We start from the raw sequence: 944 nt of genomic DNA, 5'->3' as shown, positions 1-944 counted from the left end.
ACAACCCCAAGGAGCAAGCTCCTTGGTTTGGGCTAATCCGCGTTCGCTCGCCGCTACTGACGGAATCACTATTGTTTTCTCTTCCTCAGGGTACTTAGATGTTTCAGTTCCCCTGGTGTGCCTCCATGTTACCTATGTATTCAGTAACAGGTGACTGGGCATTACCCCAGCCGGGTTTCCCCATTCGGACATCCCCGGATCAACGCCTGCTTACGGCTCCCCGAGGCATTTCGTCGTTCGCCACGTCCTTCTTCGGCTCCTAGCGCCTAGGCATCCTCCGTGCGCTCTTAGTAGCTTAACCAGTGCTCCGGTTTTATGTGTCGGTCCTGCGTCTGTTCGCACCTTCGCTTCTGCCCGTCAGATTCGATGAGCGCTCCCGTTGTGCTTCGCACAAAAGTCGTTCTCATTCGAACTACCGGAGCCTCCGCTCCGTACGAAAGGCCGCCTTCCGACAAAACCTTCGCTTTCCATCTTGTTAATCTCAGCTAAGAGATGTTTCGCAATGTTCATATCCAGTTTTCAAAGGGCAAAGTGTTTTTCTGGACGAGTACTCTTCTCGAATCGCTTCAAGAAAAGACACACCCATCAAACTCGGTGCTAATCGCACCCGCTTGGCAACGTCCTACTCTCCCAGGACCCTGCGGTCCAAGTACCATCGGCGCTGGAGGGCTTAACGGTCGTGTTCGGGATGGGTACGCGTGGTTCCCCTCCGCCATCGCCACCAAACGGATGTCTTTATGCGGTTAGAAGGATTTATTCCTTCAAAACTGAACATGAGCGATACCTGTCATTTTCGTTTCCTGCTCGGGAAACGGGATTCCTTAGAAAGGAGGTGATCCAGCCGCACCTTCCGATACGGCTACCTTGTTACGACTTCACCCCAATCATCTACCCCACCTTCGGCGGCTGGCCCCCTTGCGGGTTACCCCACCGACTTCGGGTGT

At 53.9% G+C, this 944-nt stretch carries 3 rRNA genes; all 3 read right to left on the bottom strand.

What is annotated here, in order from left to right:
* A 23S ribosomal RNA gene (locus ACFPB1_RS27385) occupies window positions 1–301 on the bottom strand; the annotation flags it as partial.
* A 308-nt stretch (window positions 302–609) separates the two neighbouring features.
* Window positions 610–726, bottom strand: a 5S ribosomal RNA gene (gene rrf, locus ACFPB1_RS27380).
* 99 nt (window positions 727–825) lie between these two features.
* Window positions 826–944, bottom strand: a 16S ribosomal RNA gene (locus ACFPB1_RS27375); the annotation flags it as partial.

Source organism: Paenibacillus sp. GCM10023250, assembly GCF_042653205.1.
Classification (GTDB): Bacteria; Bacillota; Bacilli; order Paenibacillales; family Paenibacillaceae; genus Paenibacillus_Z.
Note: the sequence above shows the minus strand (reverse complement) of the source record. Positions and strands in the feature narration are given on the sequence as shown.